29 protein-coding genes are annotated in these 26,417 nt (G+C 65.5%); 1 reads left to right on the top strand and 28 read right to left on the bottom strand.

All coding sequences use genetic code 11. From position 1 onward, the window contains the following. The 18 genes from Q9Q95_RS09175 to rplO all read right to left on the bottom strand — a co-directional run bounded on the left by Q9Q95_RS09175 (position 1) and on the right by rplO (position 20,202). Entirely contained in the window at positions 1–1,059 is a 1,059-nt protein-coding gene (locus Q9Q95_RS09175) for a serine hydrolase (protein WP_306096197.1), read from the bottom strand. Between the two features lie 76 nt (positions 1,060–1,135). Then, entirely contained in the window at positions 1,136–1,717 is a 582-nt protein-coding gene (locus Q9Q95_RS09170; RefSeq protein WP_306096195.1) for a hypothetical protein, read from the bottom strand. 49 nt (positions 1,718–1,766) lie between these two features. Then, the gene (locus tag Q9Q95_RS09165) at positions 1,767–3,914 is read right to left on the bottom strand and encodes a prolyl oligopeptidase family protein (protein ID WP_306096193.1); all 2,148 of its coding nucleotides are present in this window, start codon (positions 3,912–3,914) and stop codon (positions 1,767–1,769) included. An 81-nt stretch (positions 3,915–3,995) separates the two neighbouring features. Continuing rightward, positions 3,996–4,418 carry a 50S ribosomal protein L17 gene (rplQ, locus tag Q9Q95_RS09160; RefSeq protein ID WP_306096191.1) on the bottom strand — a complete coding sequence of 141 codons (423 nt, stop codon included), beginning with the start codon at positions 4,416–4,418 and terminating at the stop codon, positions 3,996–3,998. Between the two features lie 214 nt (positions 4,419–4,632). Then, a complete protein-coding gene (locus Q9Q95_RS09155; RefSeq protein ID WP_306096189.1) occupies positions 4,633–6,915 on the bottom strand; it encodes a TonB-dependent receptor in 2,283 nt (760 codons plus the stop codon). A 220-nt stretch (positions 6,916–7,135) separates the two neighbouring features. Beyond that, entirely contained in the window at positions 7,136–10,795 is a 3,660-nt protein-coding gene (locus Q9Q95_RS09150; RefSeq protein ID WP_306096187.1) for a hypothetical protein, read from the bottom strand. A gap of 133 nt (positions 10,796–10,928) precedes the next feature. Then, positions 10,929–11,999, bottom strand: coding sequence for a DNA-directed RNA polymerase subunit alpha (locus tag Q9Q95_RS09145; protein ID WP_306096185.1), 1,071 nt, complete (start codon positions 11,997–11,999; stop codon positions 10,929–10,931). A gap of 102 nt (positions 12,000–12,101) precedes the next feature. After that, positions 12,102–12,491, bottom strand: a complete 390-nt coding sequence (gene rpsK, locus Q9Q95_RS09140) for a 30S ribosomal protein S11 (RefSeq protein WP_066652168.1) — start codon at positions 12,489–12,491, stop codon at positions 12,102–12,104. Between the two features lie 14 nt (positions 12,492–12,505). After that, a complete protein-coding gene (rpsM, locus tag Q9Q95_RS09135) occupies positions 12,506–12,874 on the bottom strand; it encodes a 30S ribosomal protein S13 (protein WP_306096181.1) in 369 nt (122 codons plus the stop codon). Between the two features lie 259 nt (positions 12,875–13,133). Further along, positions 13,134–14,477: a HAMP domain-containing sensor histidine kinase gene (locus Q9Q95_RS09130; RefSeq protein WP_306096179.1), complete on the bottom strand. Its 1,344-nt coding sequence runs from the start codon at positions 14,475–14,477 to the stop codon at positions 13,134–13,136. After that, a complete protein-coding gene (locus tag Q9Q95_RS09125) occupies positions 14,477–15,169 on the bottom strand; it encodes a response regulator transcription factor (protein ID WP_306096177.1) in 693 nt (230 codons plus the stop codon). The genes Q9Q95_RS09130 and Q9Q95_RS09125 overlap by 1 nt, the downstream gene beginning before the upstream one ends. 102 nt (positions 15,170–15,271) lie before the next feature. Then, entirely contained in the window at positions 15,272–15,433 is a 162-nt protein-coding gene (locus tag Q9Q95_RS09120; RefSeq protein ID WP_306096175.1) for a hypothetical protein, read from the bottom strand. A gap of 112 nt (positions 15,434–15,545) precedes the next feature. Beyond that, entirely contained in the window at positions 15,546–15,755 is a 210-nt protein-coding gene (locus Q9Q95_RS09115; RefSeq protein ID WP_306096173.1) for a hypothetical protein, read from the bottom strand. An 8-nt stretch (positions 15,756–15,763) separates the two neighbouring features. After that, a complete protein-coding gene (locus Q9Q95_RS09110) occupies positions 15,764–16,264 on the bottom strand; it encodes an SRPBCC domain-containing protein (protein WP_306096171.1) in 501 nt (166 codons plus the stop codon). 25 nt (positions 16,265–16,289) lie between these two features. Next, a complete protein-coding gene (locus tag Q9Q95_RS09105) occupies positions 16,290–17,306 on the bottom strand; it encodes a polysaccharide deacetylase family protein (RefSeq protein ID WP_306096168.1) in 1,017 nt (338 codons plus the stop codon). A 78-nt stretch (positions 17,307–17,384) separates the two neighbouring features. Further along, entirely contained in the window at positions 17,385–18,038 is a 654-nt protein-coding gene (locus Q9Q95_RS09100; protein ID WP_306096167.1) for an adenylate kinase, read from the bottom strand. A gap of 102 nt (positions 18,039–18,140) precedes the next feature. Continuing rightward, positions 18,141–19,502, bottom strand: a complete 1,362-nt coding sequence (gene secY, locus Q9Q95_RS09095; protein ID WP_306096166.1) for a preprotein translocase subunit SecY — start codon at positions 19,500–19,502, stop codon at positions 18,141–18,143. A gap of 160 nt (positions 19,503–19,662) precedes the next feature. Further along, positions 19,663–20,202, bottom strand: a complete 540-nt coding sequence (gene rplO, locus Q9Q95_RS09090) for a 50S ribosomal protein L15 (protein WP_306096165.1) — start codon at positions 20,200–20,202, stop codon at positions 19,663–19,665. Positions 20,203–20,413: 211 nt separating this feature from the next. Between rplO and Q9Q95_RS09085 the strand changes: the two genes are divergently transcribed. Next, on the top strand, positions 20,414–22,120 hold the full coding sequence (locus Q9Q95_RS09085; protein ID WP_371876721.1) for a DUF4157 domain-containing protein: 1,707 nt from the start codon (positions 20,414–20,416) through the stop codon (positions 22,118–22,120). A 105-nt stretch (positions 22,121–22,225) separates the two neighbouring features. Here the strand turns inward: Q9Q95_RS09085 and rpmD are convergent, their stop codons facing one another. The 10 genes from rpmD to rpsQ all read right to left on the bottom strand — a co-directional run bounded on the left by rpmD (position 22,226) and on the right by rpsQ (position 26,406). Then, on the bottom strand, positions 22,226–22,405 hold the full coding sequence (gene rpmD, locus Q9Q95_RS09080) for a 50S ribosomal protein L30 (RefSeq protein ID WP_019369689.1): 180 nt from the start codon (positions 22,403–22,405) through the stop codon (positions 22,226–22,228). A gap of 5 nt (positions 22,406–22,410) precedes the next feature. Further along, entirely contained in the window at positions 22,411–23,172 is a 762-nt protein-coding gene (rpsE, locus tag Q9Q95_RS09075) for a 30S ribosomal protein S5 (protein ID WP_306096163.1), read from the bottom strand. A gap of 2 nt (positions 23,173–23,174) precedes the next feature. Continuing rightward, on the bottom strand, positions 23,175–23,534 hold the full coding sequence (gene rplR, locus Q9Q95_RS09070) for a 50S ribosomal protein L18 (protein ID WP_306096381.1): 360 nt from the start codon (positions 23,532–23,534) through the stop codon (positions 23,175–23,177). Next, complete coding sequence (gene rplF / locus Q9Q95_RS09065; RefSeq protein WP_306096162.1) at positions 23,534–24,067, bottom strand: 50S ribosomal protein L6; 534 nt, start codon at positions 24,065–24,067, stop codon at positions 23,534–23,536. The genes rplR and rplF overlap by 1 nt, the downstream gene beginning before the upstream one ends. After that, entirely contained in the window at positions 24,067–24,462 is a 396-nt protein-coding gene (rpsH, locus tag Q9Q95_RS09060; RefSeq protein WP_100283871.1) for a 30S ribosomal protein S8, read from the bottom strand. Before rpsH ends, rplF begins: the two co-directional genes overlap by 1 nt. A 10-nt stretch (positions 24,463–24,472) precedes the next feature. Further along, positions 24,473–24,778 carry a 30S ribosomal protein S14 gene (gene rpsN / locus Q9Q95_RS09055; RefSeq protein WP_100283870.1) on the bottom strand — a complete coding sequence of 102 codons (306 nt, stop codon included), beginning with the start codon at positions 24,776–24,778 and terminating at the stop codon, positions 24,473–24,475. Between the two features lie 19 nt (positions 24,779–24,797). Next, complete coding sequence (rplE, locus tag Q9Q95_RS09050; RefSeq protein ID WP_306096160.1) at positions 24,798–25,385, bottom strand: 50S ribosomal protein L5; 588 nt, start codon at positions 25,383–25,385, stop codon at positions 24,798–24,800. Then, the gene (gene rplX, locus Q9Q95_RS09045; RefSeq protein WP_306096158.1) at positions 25,378–25,695 is read right to left on the bottom strand and encodes a 50S ribosomal protein L24; all 318 of its coding nucleotides are present in this window, start codon (positions 25,693–25,695) and stop codon (positions 25,378–25,380) included. Before rplX ends, rplE begins: the two co-directional genes overlap by 8 nt. Then, the gene (gene rplN / locus Q9Q95_RS09040; protein ID WP_306096157.1) at positions 25,695–26,063 is read right to left on the bottom strand and encodes a 50S ribosomal protein L14; all 369 of its coding nucleotides are present in this window, start codon (positions 26,061–26,063) and stop codon (positions 25,695–25,697) included. Before rplN ends, rplX begins: the two co-directional genes overlap by 1 nt. Before the next feature lie 73 nt (positions 26,064–26,136). Further along, positions 26,137–26,406: a 30S ribosomal protein S17 gene (gene rpsQ, locus Q9Q95_RS09035; RefSeq protein ID WP_306096155.1), complete on the bottom strand. Its 270-nt coding sequence runs from the start codon at positions 26,404–26,406 to the stop codon at positions 26,137–26,139. Positions 26,407–26,417: the final 11 nt, after the last annotated feature.

Genomic DNA, 26,417 nt, shown 5'->3' with positions numbered 1-26,417 from the left:
TCAGCGCGGGGGCGGCGCAAGCGCGCCGACGATCCGATCGGCGATGTCGGAAAGCTTGCCCTGCGTCGTTGGCTTCGAGCGATTGGCCATCAGCACGATGCCGAGCCGGCGTTCGGGGTAAAGCTGGATCACGCTGGCAAAGCCGAAGGTGCCGCCCGAGGTCCGCAACTGGCGCCCGCCGCCGGGGAGATCGGTGGCGATCCAGTTCATCGCGACCGCGGTCTTCTTGTCGAGCGTGAACCAGCTGCCCCTGTGGCTGAGCGCCACCGCCGGGTCCTTCTCGTTCAGCTGGAGCGCGGCGTAGCGCAGCATGTCGTTGGTCGAATAACGCCAGCCGAACTTCTCGCGCGGCAGCACCGCGGCGACATTGTCTTCCGCGTCATAGCCGGTCGCCGCCGCGCTGTGGGTGAAACCGGGCGGGCGCTCGATCTCGCGGACCAGCAAATCCTCGTACGGCACGCCGTAGACGCGTTCGAGCACATAGATCATGAGCTGCGCCGCCACGTTCGAATGCGCGACCTCCTCCCCCGGACGCTTGCCCGGCGAGGCCCTTTGCAGGTCGGCGAGGAAATCGGCCTCGCCATAGGCCGCGATCGCCTTCGCCATGCGAAAGCGGCCGGGATCTTCGCCGATGCCGGAGAGATCGGGCAGGTTGTCGGGCAGCGCCGACGTCATGTTCGCGAGATGAAGCAGCCGCACCGGCTGGCCGTCGAACTCGAGCTTCGGCCAGTCGCCGTCGAGATACTTGCGGACATAGTCGTCGAGGCTCGCCTTGCCCGCGACCACCGCGCGGGCGAGCAACAGGCTGGTGATCGTCTTGGAGATCGACCCGATCTCATAGGCGGTGTCGGCCGTGGGCGCCGGACCGCCCTTGGCGATCGCACCGAAATGCCAGCTGGTGAATTTGCCGTTCCGGACCACGCCGATCGACAGGCCGACGCCCTGTTCGGCGGCGAGATATTCGCTCGCGGCGGCGCGCGCGACGACGTCTGCCCCCGCAGCTTGCGCGAAAGCCGGCGGCGCGAGCGCCAGCAGCACGATCATCGAATGCCTCAACATCGCTGCCCTTCCCCCTTTTCGGCGAAAGCTGCGCCAGCGATGCTGACGATGCGATGAATGCCGCGCCGTGCGCGGCTCAGGGCCCGCAGGTCCACAGCCCCTCGAAGCGGCGCTCGGCGCCGTCGCCGCGCTGGACGAGCAGGGTGGCGCGCTGCGCGACGCTCTCGTCGCCGGTGGCGATGCGGTCGTGCGGGGTTACCCGCACCGTCAGGCCCTTGCCGCCGAAACGCAGCCCCTTCTCCATCGCGCCGAAGCCGCCGGTCGCGGAAGCGGCCAAGGTTTCGCGCACGCCGCCGTTGCGGACCACTGCGAAGGCGCGCGCCGCCTTGCCGACATCGGCCTTGCCGACGAGCAGCGCCGGTCCGCCGCGGCGCTCCGCGAAAGCGCAGCCGAGCTCGCCTTCGAGCCTCTCGGCATCGTCGGGCTGCAGCGCCGTCAGCTCGATCTGCGATCCGTCGCCGCCCGCAGTTGGCGACGGTGCCAGCTCCTTCTCGCGCGCGGCCGGGCTGGGCTGCGGCAACGGATCGGCCCGATTCTCGACGATCGGCGGGGCCGGACTGGTCGTGGCGGCTACATTTTCCGCATCAGGCGCGGCGGCGCGATCGGAACAGGCCGCGAGCAGCAAGGGCGCGGCGTAGAGCAGTCGAATATGATGCATGCGCGGGAAACGAGCCGCGAACTGCGCCCGTTCCCGCGAATGACGTCGCTCAGCGGGGCTTCACCTCGAGGCCGGTCCATTTCGCCGCGAAGGCGTACAGGTCCGCCGCCTCCTCGATGATCTTGTCGGTCGGCTTGCCCGAGCCGTGGCCGGCGCGGGTCTCGATGCGGGCAAGGTGCGGCTTGTCGCCGATCTCGGCGGCCTGCAGCGCCGCGGTATATTTGAAGCTGTGTCCGGGCACGACGCGGTCGTCGGTGTCGGCGGTGGTGACGAGGATCGCCGGATACGCCTTGCCGCCCTTGATGTTGTGATAGGGCGAGTAAGCATAGAGCCGCCTGAAATCGGCTTCCTTCGACGGATAGCCGTAATCGTCGACCCAATAGCGGCCGGCGGTCCAGCGATCGAAGCGCAGCATGTCCATCACGCCGACCGCGGGCAAAGCCGCGGCGAACAGATCGGGGCGCTGGTTGACCACCGCGCCGACCAGCAGCCCGCCATTCGATCCGCCCTGGATCGCCAGCTGTTCCTTGCCGGTGATCCCTTCCTTGATCAGATATTCGCCCGCGGCGATGAAATCGTCGAACACGTTCTGCTTGTTGGCAAGGCGGCCGCCATCGTGCCAAGCTTTGCCATATTCGCCGCCGCCGCGGATATTGGCGAGGACGAAGACCCCGCCTTGCTCCATCCACGCCACCCGCGCCGCCGAGAAAGCCGGGGTGTAGGGCACGTTGAACCCGCCATAGCCCCATAGCAAGGTCGGCGCCGGGCCGGTGGTGGTGTTCTTGCGCACCACGAACATCGGCACGCGCGTGCCGTCCTTCGACGCGTAGAAGCGCTGCTCGACCTTGTACTGCGACGGATCGAAGGCGACCTTGGGCTGCGCCCATGGCGTGGCCTTGCCGGTGGCGACGTCGTAGCGGAAGATCGTCGTCGGGTAATTGAAGCTGGTGAAGGCGAAGAAGGTCTCGGGATCGTCCGCCTCGCCGCCGAACCCGCTCGCGGTGCCGATGCCGGGCAAGGCGACCTTGCCGTCGGCGGTGCCGTCGAGCTTGTAGCGGCGCACCTCGGTCTTGGCATCGACCATGTAGTTGAGGATCAGCCGGTCGCCGATGATCGAGGCGCCCGCCAGCGTCTCTTTCTGCTCGGGGACGATCGTCTTGGCGGTCAGGGACGGGTCATCGATGTCGAGCGTGACGATCCGCTGGCGCGGCGCGCCGGCATCGGTCGCGAACCAGAATTTCGAGCCGACATTGCCGATCACCGACCATTCGTTCGCCAATTGGCCGATGATCTCGCGCGGCTGTCCCTTGGGATCGGCCAGGTCGACGATGTGGACGAGGTTCTTGTTGTCGGTGCCCTCGGTGGTGCCGATGACCAGATAGCGGCCGTCGTCGGTGATTCCGGCATAATGGCTGAGCTTGGGGCTCGCCGGGGTCTCATAGACCAGCCGGTCGGCCGATTGCGGCGTGCCGAGCTTGTGGAAATAGACTTTGTGGTTCTCGTTGAGCGCCTGGAATTTTTCCCCGGCGGGCGGCTCCGGATAGCGCGAATAGAAGAAGCCCGAGCCGTCCTTGGCCCAGCTCAGACCCATGGTGTACTTCGCCCAGTTGACTTCGTCGCCGGTCTCCTTGCCCGTGACGGTGTCGATCACCTTGATCGTCCGCCAGTCGGTGCCGCCGTCCTGGATCGAATAAGCGAGGAGCTTGCCGTCTTCGGAAGGCAGCCATTCGGCGAGCGCGGTGGCGCCGTCCTTCGACCAGCCATTGGGATCGATCAGCACCCGCCCCTCGCCGCCGAGCGTGTCGCGGACCCAGAGCACGGCCTGGTTCTGCAAGCCCGCATTATGGGCATAGAAATAGCGGCCGCCCTTCTTCACCGGCGCGCCGAAGCGCTCGTAATTGAACAGCGCCTTGATCCGGGCGGCGAACTGGTCGCGCCCCGGCAGGGTCGCGAGATAGGCGTCGGTGACCTTGTTCTGTGCGGCGACCCAGTCGGCGACTTCCTTGTCGTTCCGCACGTCGTTCTCGAGCCAGCGATACGGATCCGCGACCTTCACGCCGAATTGCTCCTCGACGACATCGACACGGCGGGTCTCGGGATAAGCGGGCTTGGTCATCGTCGAATGCGGCTCCGAAGGGGTCTGGGCAAAGACCGGGCTGGCGAAAAGCAGAGGCAAAGCAAGAATCAGGCGGCGCATCGACGACCCCGGAAATGGAAAGGAGGCCGAACCCTATGCAGGGCCGGCCTCCTTCTCAAGTCCTTGAAATCGACGCTGCGATCAGGCGGCTTCGTCGAAATCCTCGTCGGTCAGGACCGGGCCCGAATCCTGGCCCTTGGCCGAGACGTCGCGATCGACGAACTCGATGATCCCCATCGGCGACGCGTCCGAAGCGCGAATGCCGGCCTTGATCACGCGGGTGTAACCGCCGTTGCGATCGGCGTAGCGCGCGGCGAGCACGTCGAACAGCTTGGTCAGCTGTGCGTCGTCGAGCAAGCGGGCATGCGCCAGACGACGGTTCGAAAGGCCGCCCTTCTTGGCGAGCGTGATCAGCTTCTCCACATAGGGGCGAAGCTCCTTCGCCTTGGCGAGCGTGGTGGTGATCTGCTCGTGCTTGATGAGCGCGGCGCTCATGTTGCGGAACAGGGCGATGCGGTGAGCCGAGGTCCGCTGGAGCTTACGGCCGCCTACGCGATGGCGCATATGTCTTTCCTTCGTTCGTTAAGGGGCCGTGTGAGGTACCCCAGACCAGGCAGCTTCTTGGGGTGCTGCCGAAACCCTGCGCGTTTCCGCGGAAGGCGCGCCCAAAGCGGATTCGGCATCGAAAGTCAAGGATTCGATGCCGTCCCGTCTTCGCGGCGGTCGTCGCATAATCCGCAAAATTGGGGGCGGGAACCCGTCCCGCCCCGCTTCGAGGTCAGAAATTCACGCCGACCCGCACCCCGCCGTAGCGGCGGAAGTCGCGCGGCAGCAATGCCTGGGTGCCGATCCGATTGCCGTAATTGCCCGCCGAGTTCACCAGCGACTGGAAATACTGCTTGTCGAACAGGTTGTTGACGAACGCCGTCACTTCCCAGCGGCGATTCTGCTCGCGCACGCCCAGGCCCAGATTGAACACGCTGAACCCCGGCTGGAAGGCCTGCGGATCGCGAGCGACGTAATAGAGGCTCGACTGATACTGCCAGCTCGCCTGCGCGACACCCTTGAGATTCTCGCCCAGCGACGGCGCATATTCCATGCCCGCCGAGGTCTTCCATTTCGGCGACTGCACGGCGCGCGTGCCCGTCAGGTTCTGGCTGGCCGGCGAACCGGGTACCGAAACGCAACCCTGCGCCGCGGTCTGCAGCACATAGCATTGGGCGGACGGGAACGAGGTGTAGGTCGCGTCGAGATAGGTCGCCGCGCCGTTGAAGCTCAGATCGTGCGTGACCCGGGCGCCCAGCTCGAACTCGAGGCCCTTGGTGTTGAGCCCGCCGACATTGGTGAGGCGAAAGTTCGACGTACCGTTGACCGTCTCGATCGATTGCGCCTGCAGATCGGTATAGTCGGTGTCGAAATAAGTGACGTTGAAAGTCGCGCGCCGATCGAAGAACTGGGTGCGCACGCCGAACTCCTTGTCGCGCGACGTCTCGGGCCGGATCGGGCCGGCCGCCGCGCGCGCGGCGTTGAAGCCGGTGGTCAGATCATAGGTCTGCCCCTTGTAGCCGGTCGTATAGCTTCCGAAGAACATGATGTCCGGCGTCGCCTGATAGCTGAGGCCGAGGCGATAGGTGGCGGTGCTGTCGCTCGCATCGCCGGCAAAGTTGGTCCCGGCGATCTTGTCGTGGAAGGTATATTTGATCGCCTCGTTCTGGACGCGGCCACCTGCCGTCGCCGTCAGATGCGGCAGGAATTCCCAGTCGATCTGGGCGAAGCCGGCGATCTGGCGTGATCCCGAACTGGCATCCCAATCGGCGGGCGAGAAGGCCGGGCCGCGCTTGAACGGGCGCTCGAAGCCGACATTCGCGTAATAGAGGCCGATCGCATAGCGGAATGCCTCGTCCCCCGGCGAGAGCAGGCGAAGCTCCTGGGTGAACAGCCGCGACTTGAACGCCCCGACGTTGAAATTGCTGCCGAATGGACCCGGCGCCGCGGTATCGTCATGATCCAGATAGTCGTCGAGGCGGTAGCGATCGTACGACGTCAGCGAGAGGATGTTCATCTTGCCGATATTGGCCTCGCTGCGCAGCAGCGTGCCCCAGCCCCAATATTTGGTGCGCGACGGCGAGTTGTTGGCGATGTCCTGATTGTCCTCGTCGATCGTCACCCCGGGGAACGCCACTGCAGGGGTCAGGCCGGCCTGGTTGCGCAGCAGCGCATCGGGCGCCATGCGGATGAACGGGCGGCCGACGGTCGTGTTGCCGTTCAGATAATTGCCCGACAGCGTGAAAGTGAGGTCCGGCGTCGCCTTCCAGCGGAGCTTGGCGCGGGTGTTGAGCGTCTCGCGGCCATTGGCCTTCTCGCCATTGACGACGTTGCGGACATTGCCGCCCCAATTGTTGTAACCGGCCGAGAACACATAGCCGAGCGTCTCGCTGATCGGCCCAGTGATGCTGAAATTGCCGCCGAACTCGCTGTCGGTGGTCCCCAGCGTATTGGCACGCACATGCAGCGTGTCGGTCGGCTGGATCGTCATGATCTTGATCAGGCCGGCCGAAGCCGCCTTGCCGTACAAGGTGCTCTGCGGCCCGCGCAGCACTTCGATCTGCGCCACGTCGGGAAGGTCGGCGAAGGCGCGCGCCTGGAAGGGGACCGCCGCACCGTCGACCGTCACCGCGACGCTCGGCTCGACGCCGATGCCGAACGCGAAGGTGCCGACGCCGCGCAGCGAGACGTTGGCATTGACCGGATGTTCGGCCGTGCGGATCGTCAGCGACGGCGCGACCTTGCCGAGATCCTGGAAGTGCCGGACGCCCTGCGCCTCGAGCTGTGCCGGCGTGACCACCTGCACCGCGAGCGGGACGTTTTGAAGGTTCTCGAATCTTTTCTGTGCGGTCGTGGTGACGACGATCTCGTCGTCCTTCCCCCCAATCACGTCGGCAGTGACCAATTCAGTCGCTGCGACAGCATTCGCGTCGCTGGTTTGCGCATGGCCTTGTGAACTGGCCAACAGCGACACGGCGAGCGCGCCAAGGCAAACCGATAGATCAAACCGCATCATTGAAATTTTCCCCTTACCCGCAGTATTTCTGCCCCCGAATTATAGGTCGTTTCGCTGGCGACACGTGCTGTCGCGGGGAAAAGTTTTATTGAACGTCGGTGTTTGCCGCGCGACCTTCGCAAACTGGGCTCGAACTGGCCCGGTGCGCGCCAAAAATGGAAAGGGCCCCGCATCGCTGCAGAGCCCTTCCTGTCCCATGCCCGACGCAGCGCGCGCGATGCTAGGTCCCGGCGCCTGGTTCCGACACGGCGAGCAGGCGTTCCCATCGATCGATCTGCGGGTCACCAGCGCGTAACCATGCCACGAAGTCGCGTAGCGCCGCGGCATCCGCTTCGATCGAAAGTTCGCCCCATAGCGATGCATTCAGCGCTGCGTTCAGCATCCTGCCGTAGGAGTAGCGAAGGAAATCAGCCCCGTTCATGTCGAGGTCCGGGGTGAACACCCGTCCTGATCTGATGATATTCGCTATGGTTCTCAGGCATCCTCGCGAGTTGACGTCGAAAAGCCGGCCCTTCGCCAGGCTGGCCGCGATCGCCCACAAGCGAGATCGGTCAACGCTCGACAAGCGTTCCTGAGCCAGATGATTTATCGTCGCATCTTCGGTCAATGCTATCAGCTTTACGAATCCGGCATCCGATAACGTTTCTCCATGGGCATGCCCCAATAGAGTAGCCAGCCTGTCGAGACTGTCTTCATGACCGGCGAACGTGGCCGACCAGTTTGCGATTGCGAGAATCACTCCCTCCGGCAGGTCGTGACGTTTACAAAGGTGCCGGGTAACGAAGACTGCGTCCGGCTCCCCGTGCCAGATCGTGAGCCACGCGCAGATCGAGTCGCGAATGGGCTCAAAGTCTCCTGCGCTGTTGAACCACGATCTGTATACATGGCTGGCGTATCGGGTCGCGCCGTGGCGCATTACCCAGGCGAGCAACGGAGCGGATACCGCCTCGATCGGACCTTTCGCATCGAGCCAGGCAGTATAAACATATTGCGCCTCGAGCGCCTGCCCATGCGCATCGAGCCAGGCGAGCAGCTGCCCGGATACCGCCTCGATCGGTCCCCCCGCATTCAACCAGGCAGCAAAGACGAACCTGGCGTCTATCGTATGTCCGTGCGCTTCGAGCCACGAGAATAGCTGCGCCGAGACTGCCTCGACCGGTCCCTTCGCGTTCAACCACGCCGCCAGAAGGAATTTGGCCTCGGGCGCCTGCCTGTGCGCTTCGAGCCACGAGAATAGCTGCGCGGAGACCGCCTCGATCGGCCCCTTCGCGTTCAGCCAGGCGGCGAAGACGAAACTGGCCTCGGTCGCCTGCCTGTGCGTCTCGAGCCACGAGAACAGCTGTCCGGATACCGCCTCGATCGATCCCTCCGCACCCAGCCAGGCAGCGAAGACGAACCTTGCGTCGACCGTTTGTCCGTGTGCCTCGAGCCAGGAGAATAGCTGCGCGGATACCGCCTCCACCGGCCCCTTCGCGTTCAACCAGGCAGCGAGGAGGAATTTGGCCTCGGGCGCCTGCCTGTGCGCTTCGAGCCACGAGAATAATTGCGCGGAAACCGCTTCGACCGGTCCCTTCGCATTCAGCCAGGCAGCGAAGACGAAACTGGCCTCGGGCGCCAGCCTGTGCGCCTCGATCCACGAGAATAGCTGCGTGGATACGGCCTCGATCGGTCCCTGCGCATTGAGCCACGCCGTGTAGACGAAACTCGCTCGAAGCGCCCTCGCATTGCTTTCCAGCCACACGCGGACCGCGTCGCCCAAGAACATCGCGGCCTCGCCCGACCGCAGCATCTGCGCGAGCAGGAAATGAGTCGGCTCCGCGTGGGGAAATGTCCCGACGCTCGCCAGCGCGCGCAGCCGAAATCTTTCGGGATCGAGCGCATAGGCTCGCCGCAGCACCATGTTGGACATGTGCGCATGCCCGGCCGCCCGGTCGAGAAGCTCGACCAGCGTCGCGAGCGCGGGCACCTCGGTCACGCTGAGCTTCCGGCGAGCGGCCTCTGCAGCGAGGAAGCTCAGACCGATGTCATATGCCGGCTCCTCGAGAGCTTCGCGGAGCGCCTCGGAACGATGCAGCAGGGCGAGCTTCTCTTCCAGGACCAGCAGCGAGCCCCCCAGCAAGATGCCGCAGCATTGCAGCGCCTGCTCAGAATGGCGCGCGAGGAGCTGATCCGCCACAGCCAGGCCATCGATCTCGATCAATTTGGGATGCAATGCCAGTCGCTCGAGCGCGACCAGTGCGCCGGCGAGACGGTCCTGCCGGGCCGCATCTTGCAACAGGTCGATCGCCCGCTCGGTCGCCGCATGGTCCGCCTCGAGCACCCATCGCGCGATCAGGGCGTCCGCGAGCACGTCGTGCGCGGCGAAATAGCAGTCGCCTTCGCGCTCGATCCAGCAATCGTCGATCAATGCCCTGAGCAGCGATCGGTTCAACGGGCTCTCCGCCTCGATCGCTTCGAATGCATCGGCCTGTAGCGGCAGCGCCAGCCCGATGCGCGCGAGGGTCCGCCCGATCGAAACGTCGCCGCCGAAACGCACAGTCAACGCGGCGATGCGATGGCTGGCCCAGTTTTCGAAATCGTCGAGCCCGTGCAGTGCGCCGAACTGCGCGTCGAACTGCCGACGGTGCCGGCGAAACAGGAATATGGCGAAGGCGGCAAGCGCCGGCACGCCTCGGCAGACACGTTCGATCGCCGCCAGCCGGGATATCGGCTCCAGTGACAGGATCGACTGGGTCACCCATTGCACATAGTCGTCCTCGCCCGTCCGCACCGATCCGAGGCTCTTCTCCTCGAACGGCAGCGCACTGACTGCATCCTTCACCTGATTGACGGCACTCGCACGGCAGGTTGCGACCAGCCGCAGCCGATGCCCGCTGTTGGACGTCACATGCCCTATCGCATCGGCAATTTCCGCGAGCCCCGGCGCGGCTTCCGCATAGTCGACCAGCAATAGAATCGAAGCGGGGCCGGGATAGCTCGCCGCCAGTTGCGCTATCGAATCGCTCCCTGCACTCCGCCCGAGGCGATAGACGTCGAACCCATGCTCGGGCTTGGCAAGCTCGTTGGCGAGCTCCCAGGAAAGGCGAGTCTTGCCAACGCCGCCCGGCCCGGTGATCAACAGCGCGACCCCCGCCTCTCCCTTGAGCTGCGCGATCAGTTCGGCCTCGCCTCGATCGACGCGGCCAATGCCGTCACGGGCATATTCGTCGCGCGAGAAATATCGAAGCTGCCCACTGTTCAGAAAGTCGCGGAAGGTCGCTTCTGCGTCGTCCTGCCCGGCAAAAAGCTCCACGCCTCGCGGCAGGCCGCGGAACCAACGGAAGGCGAGGGAAGGATGCTCGGTGATCTCACCGGCGAACCAATCCCAGGGCAGAACGCGCACAGCGCCGGGAGTCTCTGCGAGCGGCCGCAGCGGTTCGACGCCCTGTGCGACCAGTTTCGCGAAATCATCAGCGATCCGGCGTTCCAGCGCCGAGATTTCCCGCTCCTTCATTTCTGCAGTCACGCAGAACCGATACCGCGTGACCGGGCGGTCCGGATCGAGCCACGCGCCATAGTCGGATCGCGCGATGCGGTCGGGCTCGGCACATAGCTCACGCAAGTTCTTGGTCAGGTTGCGCTGCACCTCGCGCCACCGCGCGATCGCCTCTTCGGCGCGTCCCGACCCGATATATTTGCATTCCGCCACGGTCGCCGCACTCGCATCGCTCGCGCAGTCGATCAGATCGATCGCACCGTCGCGCCCACGCGCTAGCCGCTTCGCGAAATTGCGTTCCTCTTTGGCAATTCGAAAGCATTCGAGGACGAAATCCTCGAAGTCTTCACCGTTATCCTTGACGCGCCGCGCCCTGTTCTGAAATTTACGACCGCCCGCCTCCATCCGGCAATGGTGGATCAGCGCCTCAAGATCGTCAACACTATCAGGAGCTTGCCTCGAACGAGCGGCCCGAAACGAAAAAGGCCGCCCCTTTCGGGACGGCCTCTCTCTACTTTCCTCGCGGCGATCGTGAGCGTCAGCCCATGATCTCCTGCTCGAGCTTCTTGGCCATCTCTTCGATGTTCTCGGGCGGCCAGCCGGGGATTTCCATGCCGAGGCGGAGACCCATGCTCGAAAGGACTTCCTTGATCTCGTTGAGCGACTTGCGGCCGAAGTTCGGCGTGCGCAGCATCTCGGCTTCGGTCTTCTGGACCAGATCGCCGATATAGATGATGTTGTCGTTCTTGAGGCAATTGGCCGAACGCACCGACAGTTCGAGCTCGTCAACCTTCTTGAGCAGGTAACGATTGATCTGCGCGGTATCGCCCGAAGCGACGCCACCTTCCGCAGCGGCCGGAGCGACCATGCCGATCGGCGCCGAGCGAGTCACCGCCGAATCGTCGAAGTGGACGAAGAGCGCGAGCTGGTCCTGGAGGATACGCGCCGCATAAGCGAGGCCGTCCTCAGGCGTGATCGTGCCATCGGTCTCGACGGTCAGCGTGAGCTTGTCGTAATCGAGCTCCTGACCGACGCGGGTATTCTCGACCTTGTACGAAACCTGGCGGACCGGGCTGTACAGGGCATCGACCGGGATCAGGCCGATCGGCGCATCCGCCGGACGGTTCGACTGGGCGGGGACATAGCCCTTACCCGTATCGGCCGTCAGCTCCATGTTGAGCGTCGCGCCGTCGTCGAGATGGCAGATCACCAGCTCGGGGTTCATCACTTCGATGTCGCCCGAGACGGCGATGTCGCCGGCCTTCACTTCCGCCGGGCCGGTGGCCGAGAGCTGGAGCCGCTTCGGGCCTTCGCCCTGCATGCGGATCGCGATCTGCTTCACGTTGAGGACGATGTCCGTCACGTCCTCGCGCACGCCGGCGAGGCTCGAGAATTCGTGAAGCACGTTCTCGATCTTGATCGAAGTGACCGCAGCGCCCTGGAGCGACGAGAGCAAAACGCGGCGCAGTGCATTACCGAGCGTGAGGCCGAAACCGCGCTCGAGCGGCTCGGCCACGAAGGTCGATTTGCGCTTGGGATCGCCACCGGCCTTCTTTTCCAGGCCGTTGGGCTTCTTGAGTTCCTGCCAGTTCTTAGGGTTCACCGACACGGGCTTTCCTCATGTTGGGCAGGACGGGGCCATCCTGCCGGGTATCTGCTGCCCGGTCCGGACCCCGCCCTCGGGGCCCGTGAACCGGACAGGAATTGCAAATCAGACGCGACGGCGCTTCGACGGACGAACGCCGTTGTGCGGGATCGAGGTCACGTCGCGGATCGACGTGATCTGGAAGCCGACTGCCTGGAGGGCGCGAAGCGCGCTCTCGCGGCCCGAGCCCGGGCCCTTCACTTCGACCTCGAGAGTGCGAACGCCATGTTCGGCGGCCTTGCGGCCGGCGTCTTCGGCGGCGACCTGGGCGGCGTAAGGAGTCGACTTGCGCGAGCCCTTGAAGCCCATCATGCCGGCCGACGACCACGAGATCGCGTTGCCCTGGGCATCGGTGATCGTGATCATGGTGTTGTTGAAGCTGGCGTTCACATGCGCGACGCCAGAGGTGATGTTCTTGCGCTCGCGACGGCGAATGCGCTGCGGTTCACGTGCCATTGGTCAGCGCTCCCTTACTTCTTCTTGCCGGCGATCGGCTTGGCCTTGCCCTTGCGGGTGCGCGCATTGGTGTGCGTGCGCTGGCCACGGACCGGGAGGCCCTTGCGATGACGGAGGCCGCGATAGCAGGCCAGGTCCATCAGGCGCTTGATGTTCATCGCGGTCTGACGACGCAGATCGCCTTCCACGGTGTAGCCGGCGTCGATCGCCTCGCGGATCTGCAGCACTTCCTGGTCCGACAGGTCCTGCACGCGACGCTCGGGCGAGATGCCCAGCTTTTCGGTGAGTTCCTTGGCCTTGGTCTGGCCGATGCCGTGGATATATTGCAGCGCGATAACGACGCGCTTGTTGGTCGGGATGTTGACACCCGCAATACGAGCCATGAATTTATTCTCCCAGCTCCACGGGGTGCCGCATGGCAGCTTCGCACCCCATCTCGTCGCGTTGATCCGAAAATGCAGTGACGCAGCGAGCGCAGAGGAGCGCCGCCGTGCAACCGGTGTTTCGGAAGATGGGCGACATATGCAGCCGCAACGGCGCTGTCAAGCGCTGCGGCCAGCTATCGCGGAACCGAGTGCATACACGAACGTTGCGCGGCCGCCAAGCCGTGGACGCTCCCTCTCCGGCTCACGGGAGAGGGCCTTAGAGGGGCACCATGATCGTCGCGGTGAGGCCGGGATCGTTGTCGCCGAGCTCCAGCCGGCCGCCGTGCAGCCGCGCGACCGACTCGACCAGTGCCAGCCCCAGCCCCGCCCCCGGTAGACTACGCGCGTGATCGAGCCGGCCGAAGCGGCTCAACGCCTGCGCGCGATCGGCAGCCGGGATGCCGGGGCCACGATCGGCGACCGAAAAGCGAATCGCGTCGGCGGCACGTTCGAGCGTGAGTGCTATCTCGCCCCCCGCCGCGGCGTGACGAAGCGCATTGTCGATCAGATTCGCCAGAGCCTGCGACAGCAATTCGCGGTGCAGCTTCACTTCCAGCCCGGGTTCGGGCGGCACCGCGACGACGAAGCGCAACCCGGCCTCCTCGACCACCGGCGCATAGAGATCGGCGATCTCCTCGATCAGCGCAGCGGGATCGAGCGGCGTCAGCATGTCGCGGGTGACCGCCTCCGACCGGCTGATCTCGAGCAAGACCGCGAGCATCCGCATCACCAGATCGGTCTCGGCGATCAGCCCGGCGAGCGCGACTTCGCGTTGTTGGGGATGGCTGGCGGTGGCGGCGGCCTCGGCGCGGGCCCGCAGCCGGGCGATCGGCGAGCGCAGGTCATGGGCGATCGAATCGGTCACGATTCGCAGTTCGGCCATCAGCCTGTCGATCCGGTCGAGCATGCCGTCGATGCGCAGCGAAAGCCGGTCGAAGGCATCGCTGCCGCCCGCTTCGGTGCCGACCCGCCGGGTCAGATCGCCGGCGGCGACCGCATCTACGGCGCCGGCGATGCGATCGAGCCGACGCGTGACGTAGCGCGCGAGGACGAGGCCCACGCCGACGCCGAGCACCAGCGACAGCAGTATCGCGAGCAGCAATGCGCGCTCGATATTGCGCTGGGTACGCTCCCAATCGTCGAGCAGCCGGCCGCTGACCAGCCAGTCGCGTCCGAGCGGCCGGATCGTCACCCCCGCCTCTTGCCCGGCCCATTCCCCGTCCGTGCCGAGCGTTTCGACACGAAAGCTTTCGGCGGAAGGCGCGAAAACGAGCCGGTCCGGTCCGGCGCCCAACCGGCGCGTCCCGTTGCGGTCGACCAGCGCCGCCACCAGCGAGTCGTCGTCCGCCTCTGCATCGGCGATCGCCTGGGCGAGCGCGGGAATGCCGCCGGACCGGTAGACGGCGACGAAGGCATCGGTCTGCTGCGCGGTGTCGCGGCGCAGCACTTCGATCGCATCGTCATGGGTCTGCTGCCAGATCAACCCGGCGAGCGCGAGGCTGGTGATCAGCGAGAGCAGCACCGCGAGCAGCGCCAGCCGCGCGGTGATCGAGATCCGCATCAGCCGTCGAGCGACAGGCGATAGCCCGCGCCGCGCACCGTGTGGAGGATCGGTGTATCGAACCCTTCCTCGAGCTTGCGGCGCAGCCGGCCGATATGGACATCGACGACGTTCGAGCCCGGATCGAAATGATAGTTCCAGATCTTCTCGAGCATCATCGTCCGGGTGACGACCTGCCCCGCGTGGCGGGCGAGGAACTCGAGCAGGTTGAACTCGCGTCCGCCGATCGGGATCGCCCGACCCTGGCGGGCGACGCTGCGGGCGAGCAGATCGATCTCGAGGTCGCCGACGGTCAAGCGCGTCACCTGCGGCTCGGCGCCCGCGCCGTCGGCCCGGCGCAACAGTGCTTCGACCCGTGCGAGCAGTTCGGCGAAGGAGAAAGGCTTGGTGAGATAATCGTCGGCGCCGGCATGGAGACCCTTCACCCGATCGTCGACCGTGCCGAGCGCGGACAGGATCAGGACCGGGGCACGGATGTTCGCGGCGCGGAGCGCGCCGAGCATCGCCAGGCCGTCGAGACCCGGCAGCATGCGATCGGCGATTACCAGATCGAAAATGCCTTCGGAAGCGAGGAACAGCCCGTCGCGGCCGTCGCTGCAACTCTCGACCGCGAAGCCGGCCTCCTGCAGCCCCTTGGCCACATATGCCGCCGAGGCGGTGTCGTCTTCGACGAGGAGGATTTTCCGAGTCATGCGCGGCGGTCCCGTCCTAGAACGCGAAGCGGCCGGCGGGAAGAGGGGGTCTTCCGCCGGCCGCACCGGTGCGCAGGGCAAAGGCACCGGGATCGCGCGGGCTTACTTGGTCTTCTTGACCTTGACGGTCTTGGTCTTGGCGGCCTTGGCGGGCTTTTCGGCCTTGTGATGCTTGGCGGCAGGCGCGCGCGCGGCGCTGGCGATCGTCGGCGCGGCGATCATCGCGACTGCGGCGATCGGAAGCAGGGTGCGGGAAAGCTTCATCGAAATCCTCCGTGGAAGAAGGAACCGGCGAGCTGCCGGCCCTGCCTCTTCCTAACCGGCGCCGCTTCACGCCGCGGTGACGCGCGGATGAAGATTTCGTCATGAAGCGGCTTCAGCGCCGTGCGGCGCGAATCACAGCGGCGCTGCCCAGCAGAATCGCGCCGACCATGCCGCCGATCGCCAGCAGGCCCGCCGGCGTGACCTCGACTTCGGCAACCGCCGAGAAGCGATCGCCGAGACGAAGACGCGCCGCGGCGCGCTGCGGCGCGGCAAATTCCTGTGGGGTCGAGGTCTCGGTGGAGACGAGATCGGTGCCGCTCATGTCCGCGCTCAACGCTCGGCGGCGGCTTTGAGCCGCGGCCACTGCACGCCCAGCACCTTGTCGACCGGTACGGCGAAGCCGCCCAGGCCCGCGCCCGCCACGTTATAGCTGGCGGTGAGTTCGGTGCCGGTGCCGGCGGGCTTGAGGCCGATCGTCATCACGCCGGTGACCGGCAGCGCCTGGAGCGGGCCGAGCCCGCCGGTCATGCGCAGCATATCGCCGCGCGCCACATAGACGACGCGCATATGCTCGACGCCGCCGCTCGCGGTCTTCTCGCACCAGCAGCCGCCGGGACGCGCTTCGATGCTCAAATTGGCGGCATCGCCGCTATAGGTGTGGCCGCCTTCCCACCACAGGCCGGGGCGCAGCAGCGTCTCCCACACCTTGGCCGGCGGCGCGGCGATGGTGAGCCGATGCGCGCTGGTGAAGCCGGCATCCGAAACGTCGCGGGTTTCCGCGGCGGCGGGCGCGGCGAGCAGCATCAGCGGCAATATGGATCGCAGGGTCATGGCAGCCTCCCGCCGCCAGCCTAGCCTAGATCGCGCAGAGAAGCATGCTCGAAGCCGCGGCAGCGCGGCGCGGCGCCTCGAGCCGCACGTCTGCGGCAACGCCCCGCGCGGCAGTGAGATAATGGAGCGTCCCGTCGAGATAGCCATCGAACGCGACCGGATGGACCGAGGGCCCATCGACGAAGCGGCGCAATGCGCGCGGATCGCATCCCGGCGCGTTGATGCCTTCGGTCACCAAAGTCGCCGATTCGACTCCGCAGCCGGCGAGCAATTCGGGCGCGGCAGGATGCCACGTGCCGCTGGGGTAGCAGAAATGCGTCGCGGGACGCGCGCCGGTCGCGCAGGCGATGAACGCCCGGTTCTGCTCGACCTCGTCGACCAGCCGGCCGGGAAGCGCGCCGACATCGATGTGGCGATGGGTGTGCAGCTGAACGTCGAGGCCGCGGCGCTGGACGTCGGCGAGCTCGGCGGGGCCGAGCAAATGGAATTGCCGGGTCGCGAGCCACGTCTCGGCTACCCCCGCCTCGCGCCCCAACGCACGAAGCGCGGCGAGCCGCTCGGCTTCGGGAAGCGCCTCGATCCGCCGGACGATCGGCTGGCGCGCGTCGCCGCGGCCGGCTGCGGTGAGCAGATAATCGACTGCGACGTTGATCACCGGCAAGTCGCGCCCCGAATACCAGGTCGTGGCGTAGAGCGTCGCCGGCAATGCGTAGCGTTCGAGGACCGGCAGCATATGGCTGCGCGTCGAAGCCCAGCCGTCATCGATCGTGATCACCACGGCGGCCGGCGGCAGATCGTTCGCGGCGAGCCGCGCCACCGCCTCGCCGAGCGGCAGCACCGGACGCCGCGACCGGCGCAGCCGGGCCATCCGCGCCTCGAACTGCTCGGGCGCCATGAACAGGCAATTGCCATAGGGCTTGCCGGGCGCAAGCCACAGGCCGTGATAGCACAGGATGCGCAGCTGCGACGCAGTGGCGGCGCGGGCGAGCGCGGCCAGCCCGGTGGCCGATGCCAGCTTCAGCACTGCCTGTTTGGGCGACATTGCGCAAACTCCTCCCCACGGCCGGCGCGGCCATTGCGGAAAGCTTGCACTTCAAAGCGTTAAGCGAGGGTTGCTCGCTCAGTCCCGTCCGTCGAGGATGGCCGCGATCTGCGCGCCGACTTCGTCCATATCGGCCATGCCGTCGACCCGGCGGACAAGCCCCCGCGCTTCGTAGAAGGGCAGGATCGGCGCGGTCTTGGCGCGATATTCGGCCATGCGGGTGCGCACCGTCTCGGCATTGTCGTCGGGGCGGCGCTTGAACTCGTGGCTGCCGCAGACGTCGCAGGTCTCGGCGACCTTGGGCAGCTTGAAGCGATCGTGATAGCCGGCGCCGCACTGGGCGCAGGTGAAGCGGCCGGTGATGCGATCGACCAGCGCATCCTCGTCGACCTGCAGCTCGATGACGTAATCGAGCTTGCGGCCGCGCTCGGACAACAGGCTATCGAGCGATTCGGCCTGCGCCGCAGTGCGCGGATAGCCGTCGAAGATGGCGCCGCTCCCGGTATCGGCCATGTCGAGCCGCTCGCCGATGATGCCCGAGACGATATCGTCCGACACCAGCTCGCCCGCGTCCATCACGGCCTTGGCCTTGATGCCCGTGGGCGTGCCCGCCTTGACCGCGGCGCGCAGCATGTCGCCGGTCGAAAGCTGCACCATGCCGCGTTCCGCCTCGAGGCGGCTCGCCTGGGTGCCCTTGCCCGCACCCGGAGGCCCCAACAGGATGATGTTCATGCGGCTCCCCAAAAACCGTTCGTGCCGCGATTGACGAAGCACCGTTCAATATACCCGTACCGGGAAGTACCGCCCTTCGACAAGCGCAGGGCGGTCCTCGCCTCAGCGCATGCGGCCCTTCAGCTTCGCCTTCTTGATCAGATCGCCATATTGGTGCGCCAGCAGATGCGACTGGATCTGCGTCACCGTGTCCATCGTCACGTTGACCACGATCAACAGGCTGGTGCCGCCCATCAGGAACGGAATGCCCATCGCCGTCACCAGATATTCGGGCAGCAGGCAGATGATCGTGAGATAGGCCGCACCGATCACGGTGATGCGGGTCAGCACGTAATCGAAATAGGTCTCGGTGTTCTTGCCGGGGCGAATGCCGGGGATGAACCCGCCATAGCGCTTGAGATTGTCCGCAGTCTCCTCAGGATTGAACACCACGGCGGTATAGAAGAACGAGAAGAAGATGATGCCGGCGGCATAGAGCGCCATGTACACCGGCGAGCCGTGGCGCAGCCAGGTGTTGAGGCTGATCACGAAATCGCCCCACGCGCTTTCGCCCGCGGTCGCCTGGCCGGCGAACTGGGTGATGGTCAGCGGCAGCAGCAGCAGCGACGACGCGAAGATCGGAGGGATCACGCCGGCGGTATTGAGCTTGAGCGGCAGATGGCTGCGCTCGGCCTGCACCCCGCGCGCCGTCTGGCGCTTGGGATACTGGATCAGGATGCGCCGCTGGGCGCGCTCCATGAAGCAGATGAACAGCACGATCGCGGCCACCGCGGCGATGATCGTGACGAGGCGCAGCGGATCGATCGTGCCGGTGCGACCGCTCTCGAACAGCTGAACCACCGTCATCGGCAGATGCGCGACGATGCCCGCCATGATGATCAGCGAGATGCCGTTGCCGACGCCGCGGCTGGTGATCTGCTCGCCCAGCCACATCAGGAACAAGGTGCCGCCGACGAGGCTGATCACCGCGCCGATGCGGAACAGCAGGCCCGGCTCGATCACCGCCTGCAGCCCCTGGCTCGCGCCGAAGCTCTCGAGCCCCACTGCGATGAACCAGCCCTGCACCGCGGTGAGGCCGACGGTGCCGTAGCGGGTGTACTGGTTGAGGCGCTTGCGGCCGCTCTCGCCTTCCTTCTTGATCGCGTTGAGCTGCGGCGACAGCGAGGTCGCGAGCTGCACCACGATCGAGGCGGTGATGTAGGGCATCACGCCCAGCGCGACCACCGACATGCGGTTGAGCGCGCCGCCGGTGAAGCTGTTGAAGAAATCGAGCACGCCGCCGCTGGTCTGCTGCGCGAGCAGGTTGAGCTGGGTGGGGTCGACGCCGGGCAGCGGCACATAGCTGAGCAGCCGGAAGACGATCAGCGCGCCGAGGGTGAACCACAGGCGCTTCTTGAGTTCGGTCGCCTTGCTGAACTTCGACAGATTGATGCTGGAGGCGAGTTGGTCGGCTGCGGATGCCATGTGCGCGATTATCCTGGAAACCAAAGCGGCGGGAAAGCGTTCGACCGCCCCCGCCGCTCATATAAGTCCTCCGGTCTCAAGGGCAATGCGGCGCCTGCCCCCGAACCGTTCGCCCTGAGCGAACGGAGGGCAGGACGTGCGCCCTGCCCTCCCGAGACGTTCAGCCCTGCTTGCCGGCCTTCTTGGCGGCAATGACCTTCTGCACCGAGCGATGCTTCGCCTTGTGCTTCTCGTGCGCCGGCACGATTTCCGGGATCGTCACTGAACCGCCAGCCTTCTGCACTGCCTCGATCGCGGTCTTCGACGCGCCGGCGACGGTGAAGTTGAGCTTCGCGGTCAGCTCGCCCTTGCCGAGGAGGCGGACGCCGTCCTTGCCGCCACGGGTCAGGCCGGCGGCGTTGAGCTCGGCCTGGGTGATGTCGGTCGCGGTCAGCTTGCCCGAGTCGATCGCCTTCTGGATCGCGCCGAGATTCACCTCGGAATAGTCCTTGGCGAAGATGTTGTTGAAGCCGCGCTTCGGGATCCGCATGTGGAGCGGCATCTGGCCGCCCTCGAAGCCGTTGATCGAAACGCCTTCGCGGCTCTTCTGACCCTTCTGGCCGCGGCCGGCGGTCTTGCCCTTGCCCGAGCCGATGCCGCGTCCGACGCGGATCTTGGAGGGACGGGCACCTGCGTTGTCGCGGAGATCGTTCAGTTTCATGTCGTGCACTCGCTTTCGCTTTTGTCGCGCTGATGGAAAGGAAGCGGGGCGCATAGCGGCGGCATCGCGATTTGTCACCCCTTATGTTGCCCGGGCAGTTCCTGCCATACGCTCGGCAGGCCCCGCCAATCCTGCACAAGAATGACTCGACAACGATCGGGTTTAATGGACGTATCTGGCCCGATCTCTTGTTTCGCCTGCAACGCGTGCAATGAAAAGGAGGCCAGGCTTGCGGACTCGTCTGGAGAAACCGAAGGCGCCCCGGCAAGCCGTGCCGCGGCAGTTGCAAAACGACATTGAAAACTCCGCCGCCACATCCTCGGACGCGGCCCTTGCGTCCATGCGGGATTTCTGCCGGACTCCGGTCCATCCTTCGGCGGGCATTATACAAACCAAAAGCGCCGATGCGCGAGAAGCCCGCCCGGCGGCACCGCCGATCGCGTATGACGTGGCGCGCGCACCAGGTCGACCGCTCGACCCCGCCGCCAGGACGTTCATGGAAGCGCGTTTGCGGCACGACTTCTCTTCCGTACGCGTCCACGCCGGCACTCAGGCCGCGTATGCGGCACGGGCAGTCGATGCGCGTGCCTATACGCTGGGCCAGAACATCGTCTTCGGGCAGGGCGAATATACCCCCGGCACGACCGAAGGAACACGGCTGCTGGCGCACGAGCTCACCCATGTCGTACAGCAGCGTCAGGGCATTTCGCTCAAGGGCGGCATCGGCCAAATCGGCGATGCATACGAGCGCCACGCCGACGCCGTGGCGGACGCCGTGGTCGCGGACCGTCCAGCAGCGACGCTCCTCGCCAATCGCCCGAGAGGCGGCAGCGGTGCCGGTGGCGCGGCCATCCAGCGGCAGCAAGCCCCGGCAGCGGCGTCCGTCCCGGCGACAGAGCAGGCGGTCGAGACCGAGGGCGACAAGATGCGTCGGGCGATCCTCGAGGCAGCCGAAGGACGCTATGGCGACAAGACCACGATCGTCTCCGAGGCGGAGATCAAGGACATCCAGGAAGGCCGCTGGCGGATGCGGCCGGTCAAACTCGACGACGGCACCGAAATCGAGATGAGCGTGCAGACCGCGACACCGGTCAAGAACTTCACGACCTGCATCGAATTCGCCGGTCAGACCTTCTCCGACGCATCGAAAATCAGGTCGAAGGCATTGGGCAGGGACGCGAAGGAGTCGCTTCGGATGACCCGCCTGCTCTCCGGGATCCTCGCGATCTACAACAAGGAATTCGGCATCCAGGCGCAGATCGACGCGTTCAACAAGGCGATCCAGATGTTCGTCAAGCCGACGAATGAACAGAATGCGCGTATCGCCAAGTTCGAGCAAAAGAAGATCGAGCTGGCGGATTCGAAGACGGGCGAGAAATTTCACGACAAAGGCGTCGATCAGCAGATCAAGGGCCAGGACCTCGCAATCAAGCAGATCGGCGCGGCTATCGCTGCGATGAAACGGGAGAAGGACAAGCTCCAGGCCAAGATCGACAAGCTCAAGATCGATCAGGCCGCGCTCGATGCGCAGGACGACGCGCTGGTCCGCCCCGCCACGCCGATGACCGGCCGTCCGAGGCCCGGCGAATATATCCTGCTCGGCGCCGGCTCGGCCCAGCCCTACGGCGTGAGCACGGCGACGCAGGTCACGCTGGCGAAAGGCGCGTTCAAGCACATCGCGGTCTTCAAATCGTCCGAGCCGGCGCCCGGCCCCAAGGACAAGCCCGGCGAGAAATGGGAGAAGTGGCACACGATCGACGGCGGCGGGAGCACCGCACGGACGACCGAGCTCTTCGTCTGCATTTCCGATCTGCGCGTGCAGTTCGGCAACCCCGAAAATCCCTGGTCGTCGTCGAAGACCTCGCTCATCGGCTGGATCGACATCGACAAGCTCGTCGCCGGCGGCGCGGCACCGTAGACGCCATCACCCTTTTTCGAGGCGTGCGCGCTCCGCTTCCCGACAATGAAAGGGGCGACAGTCGCCTGCCGCCCCTTCCCCGTTTCCATACGAAGGTCGAAAGCTTCAGCCCTCGATCACCTCGACCATGTGCGGCAGCTTGCGGATCATGCCGCGAACCTCGGGGCTGTCTTCCAGCTCCGAGACCTTGTGCATCTTGTTGAGGCCAAGGCCGATCAGCGTTGCGCGCTGATCCTTGGTGCGGCGGATCGGCGAGCCGATCTGCTTGATCTTGATCTTCGCCATGTCAGTTACTCCGCGATCGCGGCCGCATCGGCCTCGGCGGTGTTCGAACCGCCACGGCCGAGCAGGTCGGCGATCTTCTTGCCGCGGCGCTGCGCAACGCTCTTCGGCGAGGTCTGCTCGCCGAGCGCTTCGAAGGTGGCGCGGATCATGTTGTAGGGGTTCGACGTGCCGACCGACTTGGTGACGACGTCGGCAACGCCCAGGCTCTCGAAGATGGCGCGCATCGGGCCACCCGCGATGATGCCGGTACCCTGCGGCGCCGAGCGGACGGTGACGCGACCGGCACCGAAATGCCCGTTGCCGTCATGATGCAGCGTGCGGCCTTCCTTGAGCGGAACGCGGACCATCGCCTTCTTCGCAGCCGCAGTGGCCTTGGAGATGGCTTCCGGCACTTCGCGCGCCTTGCCGTGACCGAAGCCGACCCGGCCCTTGCCGTCGCCGACGACGACCAAAGCCGCGAAACCGAAGCGCTTGCCGCCCTTCACGGTCTTCGAGACGCGATTGATGTGGACGAGCTTTTCGATCAGCTCTTCGCCGCCATCGTCCTGCGCGCCGCGCGGACCGCCGCGATTGTCACGACCGCCGCGACCGCCGTCACGACCGCCGCGGCCACCACCGCCGCCCGGGCCGCCACGACCGCGACCACCGCCGCCGGGGCCGCCACGACCGCGACCACCGCCGCCGCCGCCCTGATACCCACCGCTGTCCTGGGTGGGAGCGCCGGCCTCGACGGGCGCGCCTTCCGGCGTGTTGTTCTCGTCAGCCATGTTTAGAACTCCAGTCCGCTCTCACGAGCGGCATCCGCCAGCGCCTTGACGCGGCCATGATAAAGGAAGCCGCCGCGATCGAAGACGACCTGCGTCACGCCGGCAGCCTTGGCTGCCTCGGCGACGCGCTTGCCGACTTCCTGCGCCGCCGCGACGGTCGCGCCGGTCGTGCCGCGCACGTCCTTTTCGAGCGTCGATGCCGAGGCAATCGTCCGGCCCTGCGCATCGTCGATCACCTGGGCATAGATGTGCTTGCCCGAGCGATGGATCGAAAGCCGGGGACGGCCACCAGCGCGCGCACGAAGCGCAGTGCGGTTGCGGCGACGACGCTTTGCGAAAAGCGAAAGACCCTTGGTGCTGATCACTTCTTCTTTCCTTCCTTACGGAAGATGAACTCGCCGTCATACTTGATGCCCTTGCCCTTATAGGGCTCCGGCTTGCGCCAACGACGAATTTCCGCGGCCACCTGGCCGACCTTCTGCTTGTCGATGCCCGAAATTTCGACCGTGGTCTGATCCGGCGTCTTGATCTCGATTCCCTCAGGGATGTCGAAATTGACGTCGTGCGAATAGCCGAGCTGGAGCTTGAGCACCTTGCCCTGCGAAGCCGCACGATAACCGACGCCGGTGATCAGGAGCTTCTTGGAGAAGCCCTCGGTCACGCCGGTGATCAGGTTCTGGACCAGCGTGCGCTGCATGCCCCAGAAGGCACGCGCCTGCTTGGTCTCGTTGGCCGGCTGCACCGAAATGCCGCCGTCCTCGATCGTGTAGCTGATCTCGTCGCGCATCGCGAGGCTGAGGGTGCCCTTGGGCCCCTTCACGTTGAGCGTCTTGCCCTCGATCGAGGTCGTGACGCCCGCCGGCACGGTGACCGGCTTCTTGCCGATGCGGCTCATCAGAACACCTCCGCGAGCACTTCGCCGCCGACATTCTGCTCGCGCGCTTCCGCGTCCGAGAGAACGCCGCGAGGCGTCGAGACGATCGTGATGCCGAGGCCGTTGCGGATCCGGGGCAGTTCCTGCGAACCCGAATAGACGCGGCGGCCGGGCTTCGAGACGCGCGCGACGTGCTTGATCGCCGGCTGGCCCTCGAAATATTTCAGCTCGATGCGGATGCCCGCGGCGGGGCCCATCTGCTCCTCGCTATAGCCACGGATGTAGCCTTCGCGCTGGAGAACATCGAGAACGCGCGCACGCAGCTTCGACGCCGGGGTCAGGACGGAGTCCTTCTTGGCGCGCTGGCCGTTGCGGATGCGGGTGAGCATATCACCCAGGGGATCGGTCAAAGCCATCTCGTAGTCCTTACCAGCTCGACTTCGTGACGCCGGGGATCAGGCCCTTGTTGGCCAGATCGCGCAGCATGACGCGTGCGAGACGGAACTTGCGGTAATAGGCGCGCGGGCGGCCTGTGAGCTCGCAACGGTTGCGAATGCGGGTCGGGTTACCGTTCCGCGGAATCTCGGCCATCTTCAGCCGCGCGATGAGGCGCTCGGTATCGTCCAAGCTCTCGTCGTTCGCGGTCGCCTTCAGCTTCGCATACTTGCCGGCATACTTCTTCACCAGCAGCTTGCGACGCTCGTTCTTGTTGATGGAACTCAGTTTCGCCATGACTTAAGTTCTCTTTCCCTTACGCTGCCTGCTTCGCTTCGCCGTCCGCATTTTCCTGCGGGAACGGGAAGCCGAAGAGACGAAGAAGCTCACGCGCCTCGTCGTCGGTCTTGGCGGTGGTGGTGACGATCACGTCCATGCCGCGCACCTTGTCGATGCGGTCATAGTTGATCTCGGGGAACACGAGCTGCTCCTTGAGGCCGCAGGCATAATTGCCACGTCCGTCGAAGCTCTTCGGGTTCAGCCCACGGAAATCGCGAACGCGCGGCAGCGCGATCGTGATGAAGCGGTCGAGGAATTCGTACATCCGCTCGCGGCGCAGGGTCACCTTGCAACCGATCGGCATGCCTTCGCGCAGCTTGAACTGTGCGATCGACTTCTTCGCCTTGGCGATGACGGGCTTCTGGCCGGCGATGAGTTCCATCTCCGAAGCAGCCTGCTCGACCTTCTTCTTGTCCTGGGTGGCCTCGCCAACGCCCATGTTCAGCACGATCTTGTCGATCCGCGGAACTTCCATGACGTTCTTGTAGCCGAACTTCTCGGTCATCGCCTTGGCGATGGTCTCGTCGTACAGGCCCTTGAGGCGCGGGGTATACTTATCAGCCATTGATGACCTCCCCGGTCTTGACCGCGACGCGGACCTTCTTGCCGTCGCGCTCTTCGAAGCGAACGCGCGTCGGCTTGCCGTCGGCGGTCACGTGCGCGACCTTCGAAATGTGCATCGGCGCTTCCGAACGCTTCAGCCCGCCCTGGGGATCGCCCTGGCTCGGCTTGACGTGGCGGACCGCGACATTGACGCCCGAAACGACGACCTTGCCGTCCTTGGGCAGCGACTTGACGACCTCACCGGTCCGTCCCTTGTCCTTGCCGGACAGGACGATGACCTGGTCACCCTTCTTGATCTTGGCAGCAGCCATCACAGCACCTCGGGCGCGAGCGAAATGATCTTCATGAAGCCGCGCGAACGCAGCTCGCGAACCACCGGCCCGAAGATACGGGTGCCGATCGGCTCCTCATTCTTGTTGACCAGCACGGCGGCATTGCCGTCGAAGCGGATCACCGAGCCGTCGTTGCGACGGACATCCTTGGCGGTGCGGACGATGACGGCACGGTGCACGTCGCCCTTCTTCACCTTGCCGCGGGGAGCAGCTTCCTTGATGCTGACGACGATGACGTCGCCCACGCCGGCGAAGCGACGCTTCGACCCGCCCAGCACCTTGATGCACTGCACCCGCTTCGCGCCGCTGTTATCAGCGACGTCGAGATTGGATTGCATCTGGATCATCGATCCGGTTCCTTCTCGTTCGGCCTGCCGGGACCTGCCCGGTGGTTCCAGTTAAAATCCGGGGCGCGAGCCCTTAAGCGGCGTCGCTCTTGGCAGGCGTCGCATGGGTGTTGACCCGCTCGATCACCTTCCAGGTCTTGAGCTTCGAAATCGGCGCGATCTCCTCGATCCGCACGGTCTCGCCCTCATGATACTCGTTGCCCTCGTCATGGGCGTGGTACTTCTTCGAGCGACGGATGATCTTGCCGTAGAGCGGGTGCTTGACCTTACGCTCCACCAGCACGACGACCGTCTTGTCGCCCTTGTCCGAGACAATGTTCCCGGTCAGCACGCGCTTCGGCATGGTCTCGTTTC

Origin of the sequence: Sphingomonas sp. DG1-23 (assembly GCF_030730875.1) — a bacterium.
GTDB lineage: Bacteria > Pseudomonadota > Alphaproteobacteria > Sphingomonadales > Sphingomonadaceae > Sphingomonas.
Note: the sequence above shows the minus strand (reverse complement) of the source record. Positions and strands in the feature narration are given on the sequence as shown.

What these genes read in the sequence shown, in the direction of transcription:
- rplQ (WP_306096191.1), bottom strand. Translation starts at nt 4,418, where the DNA reads ATGCGCCATCGCGTAGGCGGCCGTAAGCTCCAGCGGACCTCGGCTCAC.
- secY (WP_306096166.1), bottom strand. Translation starts at nt 19,502, where the DNA reads ATGGCATCCGCAGCCGACCAACTCGCCTCCAGCATCAATCTGTCGAAG.
- Q9Q95_RS09105 (WP_306096168.1), bottom strand. Translation starts at nt 17,306, where the DNA reads ATGTCGCCCAAACAGGCAGTGCTGAAGCTGGCATCGGCCACCGGGCTG.
- Q9Q95_RS09100 (WP_306096167.1), bottom strand. Translation starts at nt 18,038, where the DNA reads ATGAACATCATCCTGTTGGGGCCTCCGGGTGCGGGCAAGGGCACCCAG.
- rplF (WP_306096162.1), bottom strand. Translation starts at nt 24,067, where the DNA reads ATGAGCCGCATCGGCAAGAAGCCGGTCACCGTGCCGGCGGGCGTCACG.
- Q9Q95_RS09125 (WP_306096177.1), bottom strand. Translation starts at nt 15,169, where the DNA reads ATGACTCGGAAAATCCTCCTCGTCGAAGACGACACCGCCTCGGCGGCA.
- rpsQ (WP_306096155.1), bottom strand. Translation starts at nt 26,406, where the DNA reads ATGCCGAAGCGCGTGCTGACCGGGAACATTGTCTCGGACAAGGGCGAC.
- rpsM (WP_306096181.1), bottom strand. Translation starts at nt 12,874, where the DNA reads ATGGCTCGTATTGCGGGTGTCAACATCCCGACCAACAAGCGCGTCGTT.
- Q9Q95_RS09130 (WP_306096179.1), bottom strand. Translation starts at nt 14,477, where the DNA reads ATGCGGATCTCGATCACCGCGCGGCTGGCGCTGCTCGCGGTGCTGCTC.
- rplN (WP_306096157.1), bottom strand. Translation starts at nt 26,063, where the DNA reads ATGATCCAGATGCAATCCAATCTCGACGTCGCTGATAACAGCGGCGCG.
- Q9Q95_RS09155 (WP_306096189.1), bottom strand. Translation starts at nt 6,915, where the DNA reads ATGATGCGGTTTGATCTATCGGTTTGCCTTGGCGCGCTCGCCGTGTCG.
- rpsE (WP_306096163.1), bottom strand. Translation starts at nt 23,172, where the DNA reads ATGGCTGACGAGAACAACACGCCGGAAGGCGCGCCCGTCGAGGCCGGC.
- Q9Q95_RS09175 (WP_306096197.1), bottom strand. Translation starts at nt 1,059, where the DNA reads ATGTTGAGGCATTCGATGATCGTGCTGCTGGCGCTCGCGCCGCCGGCT.
- Q9Q95_RS09165 (WP_306096193.1), bottom strand. Translation starts at nt 3,914, where the DNA reads ATGCGCCGCCTGATTCTTGCTTTGCCTCTGCTTTTCGCCAGCCCGGTC.
- Q9Q95_RS09115 (WP_306096173.1), bottom strand. Translation starts at nt 15,755, where the DNA reads ATGAGCGGCACCGATCTCGTCTCCACCGAGACCTCGACCCCACAGGAA.
- rplO (WP_306096165.1), bottom strand. Translation starts at nt 20,202, where the DNA reads ATGAAACTGAACGATCTCCGCGACAACGCAGGTGCCCGTCCCTCCAAG.
- Q9Q95_RS09110 (WP_306096171.1), bottom strand. Translation starts at nt 16,264, where the DNA reads ATGACCCTGCGATCCATATTGCCGCTGATGCTGCTCGCCGCGCCCGCC.
- rpsH (WP_100283871.1), bottom strand. Translation starts at nt 24,462, where the DNA reads ATGGCTTTGACCGATCCCCTGGGTGATATGCTCACCCGCATCCGCAAC.
- Q9Q95_RS09085 (WP_371876721.1), top strand. Translation starts at nt 20,414, where the DNA reads ATGAAAAGGAGGCCAGGCTTGCGGACTCGTCTGGAGAAACCGAAGGCG.
- Q9Q95_RS09150 (WP_306096187.1), bottom strand. Translation starts at nt 10,795, where the DNA reads ATGGAGGCGGGCGGTCGTAAATTTCAGAACAGGGCGCGGCGCGTCAAG.
- rpmD (WP_019369689.1), bottom strand. Translation starts at nt 22,405, where the DNA reads ATGGCGAAGATCAAGATCAAGCAGATCGGCTCGCCGATCCGCCGCACC.
- rpsN (WP_100283870.1), bottom strand. Translation starts at nt 24,778, where the DNA reads ATGGCGAAACTGAGTTCCATCAACAAGAACGAGCGTCGCAAGCTGCTG.
- rplE (WP_306096160.1), bottom strand. Translation starts at nt 25,385, where the DNA reads ATGGCTGATAAGTATACCCCGCGCCTCAAGGGCCTGTACGACGAGACC.
- Q9Q95_RS09170 (WP_306096195.1), bottom strand. Translation starts at nt 1,717, where the DNA reads ATGCATCATATTCGACTGCTCTACGCCGCGCCCTTGCTGCTCGCGGCC.
- rplX (WP_306096158.1), bottom strand. Translation starts at nt 25,695, where the DNA reads ATGGCTGCTGCCAAGATCAAGAAGGGTGACCAGGTCATCGTCCTGTCC.
- rpsK (WP_066652168.1), bottom strand. Translation starts at nt 12,491, where the DNA reads ATGGCACGTGAACCGCAGCGCATTCGCCGTCGCGAGCGCAAGAACATC.
- Q9Q95_RS09120 (WP_306096175.1), bottom strand. Translation starts at nt 15,433, where the DNA reads ATGAAGCTTTCCCGCACCCTGCTTCCGATCGCCGCAGTCGCGATGATC.